This window comes from Mesorhizobium sp. M7A.F.Ca.CA.004.06.1.1, from assembly GCF_003999135.1.
GTDB lineage: Bacteria > Pseudomonadota > Alphaproteobacteria > Rhizobiales > Rhizobiaceae > Mesorhizobium.
The window spans coordinates 1-7,374 of record NZ_RZPQ01000252.1; the positions used below are offsets into that span (position 1 = coordinate 1).

A 7,374-nucleotide genomic window follows, 5' to 3' on the forward strand; every position below is an offset into this window, starting at 1 on the left:
GACGCGCCCGAGGCGGTGTCCGTCAACGGCAACCGCGAACTGATCGGTCAGGCGCTGTCGAACATCGTCGACAACGCCATCAAATATTCGACCGGTGCCAATGCCCAGCCGGCGGTGCGCGTCACGCTCGAGCGAGCCGGTACGGACGTTCGCCTGTCTGTTGCCGACAATGGACACGGCATTCCCGACGATGGCGACCGGGCGCGGGCCACGGAACGTTTCGTGCGGCTGGAGAAGAGCCGTTCGCAGCCGGGTTCCGGTCTTGGCCTCAGCCTCGCCAAGGCGGTCATGACGTTCCACAATGGCCGGCTTGAACTCTTGCCTGGCAATCCCGGATTATCCGTGGTCATGAGTTTCCCAGCACGGGAGGATCACTGATGAGCACGGCTGCGAGGGCGAAAGATTGGCTGCTGAAGCCGGCGACCAGCCTGGCTCCGCTGGACGAAGACCGTGCGCGGCTGGAACTGGCCGAGATCGCTTCCGCGGCGCGCGAAGAAGGACTGACGCGGCTGGCCAAGTTCCTGGCCGGCAAGGGCGAGGGCCAGGATTTCCTTGCTGCCGTCTTCGATCTGTCGCCGTTCCTGCGCGATACCGCACGTCGCCGGCCGCAAATCCTGGACGGGCTGTTCGAGCAGACGATCGAGGCTCGACTGAAGGTGATCGGCGCCGCCATCGACCAGGTGCATCTAGCCGAAGCAGTCTCGGAATCCGGCTTGATGATGGAGCTGCGCCAGTGGAAGGCGGAGGCGCATTTCCTCATCGCGCTGGCCGATCTTGCCGGCGAGGCCGAAACGGCGCTGACGGTCCGGCGGTTGAGCGACCTCGCAGACGCCTGCACCCGCGCCGCCGTCGACTTCCTGCTGCGCGACGCGCATAGCGAGGGCAAACTCAAACTGCCGGATGTCGGCAATCCGTCGAAACAGTCGGGCTGGATCCTGCTCGGCATGGGCAAGCTCGGCGCGCATGAGCTGAATTTTTCCTCCGACATCGATCTGGTGGTTTTCTTCGATCCGGAAGCGCCCGCCGTCGTCGATCCGCTCGACGCCACCGAGTTGTTTTCGAGGCTGACGCGCCGCCTGGTGCGCATCCTGCAGGACCGCACCGAACACGGTTATGTCTTCCGCACCGATCTGAGACTGCGCCCAGACCCCGGTTCGACACCGCTGGCGATCCCGGTCGAGGCGGCACTGCGCTACTACGAGGCGCGCGGCCAGAACTGGGAGCGCGCCGCGATGATCAAGGCACGCCCGGTGGCGGGCGATCTGGCCGCGGGTGCGGCCTTCCTCAAGGAGTTGCAGCCCTATATCTGGCGCAAATACATGGACTACGCGGCGATTGCCGACGTCCATTCGATCAAGCGCCAGATCCACGCCCACAAGGGCCATGGCGAGATTGCGGTCAAGGGCCACAACGTCAAGCTTGGCCGCGGCGGCATTCGAGAGATCGAGTTCTTCGTCCAGACCCAGCAGCTCATCGCCGGCGGACGCTTCCCTGAACTGCGTGGCCGCGAGACCGTGCCGATGCTCGGCGAGCTTGCGACCGGCGGCTGGATCACCGCCGAGGCGCGCGATGCGCTTGCCCGCCAGTACTGGTTCCTGCGACGCGTCGAACATGCCGTGCAGATGGTTGCCGACGAGCAGACGCACACGCTGCCGGAAGATGATGAAGGCTTGGAGCGTATCGCACGCATGCTCGGCTTTGCCGATGCTTCTGCCTTTTCTCAAGCGTTCCGTGCCTCGCTGCAGCAGGTCGAACGTCACTACGCGGCACTGTTCGAAACAGCACCCGAACTGTCGACCGGCATCGGCAACCTGGTCTTCACCGGCGATGTGGACGATCCCGATACGCTGCAGACCTTGCACGGGCTCGGTTTTCAGCGGCCAAGCGACATCTGCCGCGTCATCCGTGGCTGGCATTTCGGCCGCTATCGCCTCACCCAGTCGGCGGAGGCACGCGAGCGGCTGACGGAACTGACGCCGGCGCTGCTGCGCGCCTTCGGCCAGACGCGCCGGGCCGACGAAGCTCTGATGCGCTTCGACGAGTTTCTCGCCGGCCTGCCGGCTGGCATCCAGCTGTTCTCCCTGCTGCAGTCCAATCCTGCCCTGCTGAAGCTTCTGGCGACGATCATGGGGGCCGCCCCCCGGCTGGCGGCGATCATCACCCGCAGGCCGCATGTCTTCGATGGTTTGCTCGACCCGGCCATGCTCACCGAATTACCCGACCGCGCCTATCTGTCGGCGCGGCTTTCCGCCTTCGTCGAGGGCGACCGGCTTTACGAGGATGTGCTCGACCGGCTGCGCATTTTTGCCTCCGAGCAGAAATTCCTGATCGGTGTCCGGCTGCTCGCCGGCTCGATCGATCCGGCGCGGGCCGGCCGCGCCTTTTCCGATCTGGCGGATCTCACCATCGAGGCTGCGTTGCAGGCGGTGACGGCCGAATTCGCGGCACGCCACGGCACCATTGCCGGCGGCGTGGTTGCGCTGCTCGGTATGGGCAAGCTTGGCAGCCGCGAGCTGACCGCCGGATCGGATGTCGACCTGATCCTGCTCTACGACCACGCGTCGGATGCCGAAGAGTCCGATGGCGACAAGCCGCTGGCACCTTCGCATTACTACACCCGCATGACGCAAAGGCTGATCGCGGCGGTGTCCGCGCCGACGGCGGAGGGGGTGCTCTACGAACTCGACCTGCGCCTGCGGCCGTCCGGCAACAAGGGACCGGTGGCCACCCATATCGATGCCTTCAAGAAATACCAGCGCCAGGAAGCCTGGACCTGGGAGCACATGGCGCTGGCCCGCGCGCGCGCCATAGCCGGTGACGCTAGCCTGTGCGGCGAGGTTGAAGCGGAAGTAGCGGCTGTACTTGGCCAGCCGCGCGATGCTGCAAAGGTGATGGCCGAGGCTGCGGACATGCGGGCCATGATCGAGAAGGAAAAGCCGCCGCGCGATCTCTGGGACATCAAGCTTATTCCCGGCGGCCTCATCGATCTCGAATTCATCGCCCAGGTGGCCGTCATTACCGGGCAAGTCGAGACCGGGCGCCGCGCCACCGGCACCGCCGAGATCCTGTCGCGCCTGGCACCGGGCTTCGCGGCTGCCGGGGTGAGGCAGGAGCTTGGCGATGCCTACGCGCTCTATCTGGCGCTGACCCAGATGACGCGGTTGTGCCTCACGGGAGCCTTCGAGCGCGACGACGTTCCGCCGGGGCTTTCGGATCTGCTTCTGGCGGTGACCGACCTGCCGGATTTCGGTGTGCTGGAAGCACACCTCAAGGAGACGTCGCAGAAGGTCAGGAAGGATTTCGATCTTTTGCTTCGTACGGGATGACCGTGAAGCGGTCGTTCGGAGTATCGGACAAAAATGAGACCCTGTTTGGGGAAATCCGATGCTCAAGCAAAGAGATAGAGCCGGCGGAAAATCTCACGCTGCAACCTTGATCGCCAGCACGGCCCTCTTCACCGGAATGCGCACCGACACGATCGTGCCGACACCTTCGCTCGACCGGATCTTCAGCGCGCCGCCCTGAAGCTCGGCCAGCGAACGTGAGATGGCAAGGCCAAGGCCAGACCCGGCATGGCTCTTGGAGAACTGGTTCTGCACCTGCTCGAAGGGCCGTCCGAGCTTGCCGAGCGCCTCCTTGGGGATGCCGCAGCCATTGTCCTCGATCGTCAGCACCAGCGCACCGGATGTGTTGCGGGCCCTGACCGATATGTGGCCGCCCTGGCCGGTGAACTTCACCGCATTGGACAAAAGGTTGATGACGATCTGCTTGATCGCACGGCGATCGGCGACCAGCGTCAGCGCATCGGCAATGCGCGTTTCCACGGTGATGGCCTTTTGCGCCGCCTGCAGCGAAACGACGCGTACGGTTTCGCTGATCAGCGGGCCGAGGTCGATTTCTTCCCGGTCCAGAGAGAACTGGCCAGCCTCGATCTTGGACATGTCGAGAATATCGTTGATGACGCCCAGCAGATATTTGCCGCTGCTGTTGATGTCGGTGGCATATTCCTCGTAGCGCTCCGATCCGAGTGGGCCGAACAGCCCTTGCTCCATCAGTTCGGAGAAGCCGATGATCGCGTTCAGCGGCGTGCGCAACTCATGCGACATGTTGGCCAGGAATTCGGATTTGGCCCGGTTCGCCGCTTCGGCCCGTTCGGTTTCCTTCATGTATTTGCGGTTGAGGTCGACCAGTTCGCGCGAACGCTCCTCCTCGGCCCGCCGCGCCAGGCTGAGATCATGGATCGTTGCCATCAGCCGCCGCTCGCTGTCGACCAGCTTCTCCTGGTGCAGCTTGATCTGGGTGATGTCGGAGCCGACCGAGACGATGCCGCCGTCCCGGGTCTTCAGTTCGTTGACCTGCAGCCAGCGGCCGTCGGCCAGCTGCCGCTCGAAAGTGGCGCCGCCTTGCAGGCCGCTGGTGTGGGCAAGGCGCCGTTCGGAAGCAAAGGCCAGCATGCGTTCTTCCAGCGCCGCGCGCGCGGTGCCCGGCATCACGTCGCGGTCCGAAAGCCCGTTGTCCTGCTGGTATTTGGAATTGCACATGATCAGGCGCTGCGTCGAATCCCACAGCACGAAGGATTCGTTGATGTTCTCGATCGCCGTTCTGAGGCGAAGGTCGGCAGCCTCGGAACGCAGCGCCAGATGACGCTGTTCGGTGACGTCGACGGCAATGCCGATCAGCTGGATCTCCGGCGCTTCCGGATCGATGACCTGTGCCCGTGCGCGCATCCAGACCCATTGGCCGTCCGCATGGCGCATGCGGAACACCTGGTCGATATGATCGATCTCGCGTGCGACGATTCTGTTGGCGAGCTCGAACAGATCGCCGTCCTCGGGATGGATGATCTGGTCGACCTCGCCGAAGGACAGCATCGTGTCGCAGGGCTTGTAGCCGAGCATGTCATACATCGAGCGTGACCAGTACATCTTGCCGCGCACCATGTCCCAGTCCCACAGGCCGCAGCGGCCGCGCACCAGCGCCATGTCGATGCGCTGATGCGCTTCGAGGTAGATACGGTCAGCCGCCTGCGCACGCGCCGCCTGGCCGAAATAGGCATAGAGGATGACGATCAGCACACCGGCCGTCAGCACGAACAGGGTGACGTTCAGCGAAACAGTCTTGCGCCATGCATCGAAAACCGCGTCCTGTGGCACCAGGGCCGCCGATGCACCCTTTCCGCCATTCGCCAGGCTGACCGCCGCGTACCAATCCCGTCCGTCGATGTTGACGTCCATGACGCCGGCACGATCGCCGAACATGAACAAGGGCTGGCCGCCCTCGACGAGGCCGTCGAGCGAATGGCCCTGCCATGGCATCGAGCGCGGCGTCACCGCGACGATCTTGAAAGCGCTGTCGGTGATGACAAGCACATGGCTGCGGCCCATCGCGCCCTGACGGCTGGTGGTCTCCAGCAGATCCTGTATGGCGCCGGGCACCGTTTCCGAGGTTGTGGCGAGCGAACTGGCCAGCTGGCCCGCCGCCAGCGTCAGGATCGCCTTGGCATTGCGCTCGACATCGTCGCGCTCGTTCATCAGCGACAGCACACGCAGCGCCGCGATGACGATCAGGAAGGTGATGATGAGGACAGGTATTGATCGGCGCAGCAGCGGCTCGGCGGCCAGAAGCCGCCGGTAGGCCGGTTCGGCGATGAGCCGCGTATTCCCGGCAAGACCGTCGCCGCGCGTCTCGCGATGCGCAAAAACCGTCCCTCCGGGCGCGCCCCACGCGTCCGCCTTCGCCATAAATGGCACTCCCCGAATTTGCCTATGCTGCTTGGTGATCCGGCAAACGCCGCACATCCGAATCGTCAGTAAAGAATCAAAGGTGATTCGCCTTGTCCAGTAGTCCGGCGAAAAAAGATTAAAAATCGACTAAAATAATGCCGAAACGGTCCAATGCCGCTTGTGCGCCTGACCGTCTCTGAGGATTGACAAATTGTAGTTTATAAACTACATGATCCTCATGATCGACCTGAAGCAGACGGAAACGTTCCGAAAGTGGTGGACGCGGCTAAGGGATGAGCGCGCTCGGGGTGCGATCTTTGCTCGGCTCGACCGCCTTGCCTATGGGCATCCGGGAGATGTCGAGCCCGTGGGGGAAGGGATAAGCGAGTTGCGTATCCACTACGGCCCGGGCTACCGCGTCTATTTTCAGAAGCGGGGGACCACGATCATCGTCCTTCTGTGCGGCGGCGACAAAGGCACCCAAAAGAAGGACATCACGACGGCGAAACGTCTGGCAAAGGAATGGAGCGAATGAAATGGCTGAGAAACTGACAACCTTTGATCCGGCTGAAGGCCTGACCTCTGATGAGGCCATTGCGGCATTCATGGCGGAAGCATTTGCTTCCGAAGATTCCGGCTATATCGCGCACGCGCTGGGTGTCGTAGCCCGCGCCAAGGGCATGGCCCAAATAGCGAGCCAGACGGGACTTTCGCGTGAACAGCTTTATCGCTCCTTCAGTGAGAACGGCAATCCGACCCTGAAAACGACGATTGCCGTGATGAAGGCGCTTGGGATCGAGTTGACCGCAAAGCCCCAGTCCCATCAGCCGGGACTGATTTAACGGGCGCTTGAAGAAATTGCATATTTACGTCAGCGTGCGCTCGACGATATCCCGCAGATCCGCCGACAGGTTTTCGGCGCCGGCGATCGACAGCAGCGCTTCCCTGGCCTTGGCCTGCCGCAAAGGTTCGAGCGAACGCCACGATCTGAGCGCCGTCGCCAGCCTGGCCGCCACTTGCGGGTTGCGCTTTTCAACCTCGAGCACAGTCTGGGCAAAGAACCAGTAGCCTTCGCCGTCAGCACGATGGAAGCCGGTCTGGTTGGCGCTGGAGAAGGTGCCGATCAGCGAGCGCACCCGGTTCGGATTGCCCATCGAGAAGGCCGGGTGGCTGGTCAGGGCCTTCACGGTGTCGACGGTTTGCGGTCCCGGAACGCTGGCCTGGATCTGGAACCATTTATCCATGACCAGCGGGTCGGACCTATAGGTCGTCTCGAAAGCCGCCAGCGCCTCGACCGCCTCGGGCGAACCGTGGTGACGATGCGCGAGCACGGCAAGTGCTGCCGCGCGGTCGGTCATGTTGGTCGCCGACTGGAAATGCCTGGCGGCGAGTGCTGCTCCACTCGGCTGCAGCGACAGATAATCCAGCAAGGTGTTGCGCAAGGCGCGTCGTCCGGCGCTCGCCGCGTCGGGGCTGAACGCTGCTTTGTCTGCAAGGCCGCGGTAAAGGCCCGAAAAAACGTCCCGGTTCGCAGTGCCGATCGCCAACGCCAGTGCCTCGCGAGCCGCATAGATAGCATCGGGGTCGATGTTCCGGCCGATGTCGCGGGCGATGTCGGCTTCGCCGGGCAATGCCAGCGCCAGTGCTCGAT

General features: G+C 63.4%; 6 protein-coding genes. 4 read left to right on the top strand and 2 right to left on the bottom strand.

The genetic code is table 11. The features are described 5' to 3' along the window. Both EN906_RS16620 and EN906_RS16625 read left to right on the top strand, forming a co-directional pair. Positions 1-378 (top strand): sensor histidine kinase (locus EN906_RS16620; protein ID WP_164777202.1); only part of this gene is annotated, 378 nt, incomplete at its 5' end. Beyond that, positions 378-3,326, top strand: coding sequence for a bifunctional [glutamine synthetase] adenylyltransferase/[glutamine synthetase]-adenylyl-L-tyrosine phosphorylase (locus EN906_RS16625; RefSeq protein ID WP_127270965.1), 2,949 nt, complete (start codon positions 378-380; stop codon positions 3,324-3,326). The genes EN906_RS16620 and EN906_RS16625, both read left to right, overlap by 1 nt. Before the next feature lie 93 nt (positions 3,327-3,419). On the opposite strand, the gene EN906_RS16630 is transcribed toward EN906_RS16625, so the two are convergent. Then, positions 3,420-5,741 carry a PAS domain-containing sensor histidine kinase gene (locus tag EN906_RS16630; protein WP_127270967.1) on the bottom strand — a complete coding sequence of 774 codons (2,322 nt, stop codon included), beginning with the start codon at positions 5,739-5,741 and terminating at the stop codon, positions 3,420-3,422. Positions 5,742-5,961: 220 nt separating this feature from the next. Between EN906_RS16630 and EN906_RS16635 the strand changes: the two genes are divergently transcribed. Beyond that, positions 5,962-6,258, top strand: coding sequence for a type II toxin-antitoxin system RelE/ParE family toxin (locus EN906_RS16635; RefSeq protein WP_127270969.1), 297 nt, complete (start codon positions 5,962-5,964; stop codon positions 6,256-6,258). A 1-nt stretch (position 6,259) separates the two neighbouring features. After that, positions 6,260-6,565 carry an addiction module antidote protein gene (locus EN906_RS16640; protein ID WP_127270971.1) on the top strand — a complete coding sequence of 102 codons (306 nt, stop codon included), beginning with the start codon at positions 6,260-6,262 and terminating at the stop codon, positions 6,563-6,565. A 24-nt stretch (positions 6,566-6,589) separates the two neighbouring features. Here EN906_RS16640 and EN906_RS16645 read toward each other — a convergent pair. After that, positions 6,590-7,374 (bottom strand): aminopeptidase N C-terminal domain-containing protein (locus EN906_RS16645; protein WP_127375264.1); only part of this gene is annotated, 785 nt, incomplete at its 5' end.

Coding starts and splice junctions, on each gene's coding strand:
- EN906_RS16625 (WP_127270965.1), top strand. CDS start 378: ATGAGCACGGCTGCGAGGGCGAAAGATTGGCTGCTGAAGCCGGCGACC.
- EN906_RS16630 (WP_127270967.1), bottom strand. CDS start 5,741: ATGGCGAAGGCGGACGCGTGGGGCGCGCCCGGAGGGACGGTTTTTGCG.
- EN906_RS16635 (WP_127270969.1), top strand. CDS start 5,962: ATGATCGACCTGAAGCAGACGGAAACGTTCCGAAAGTGGTGGACGCGG.
- EN906_RS16640 (WP_127270971.1), top strand. CDS start 6,260: ATGGCTGAGAAACTGACAACCTTTGATCCGGCTGAAGGCCTGACCTCT.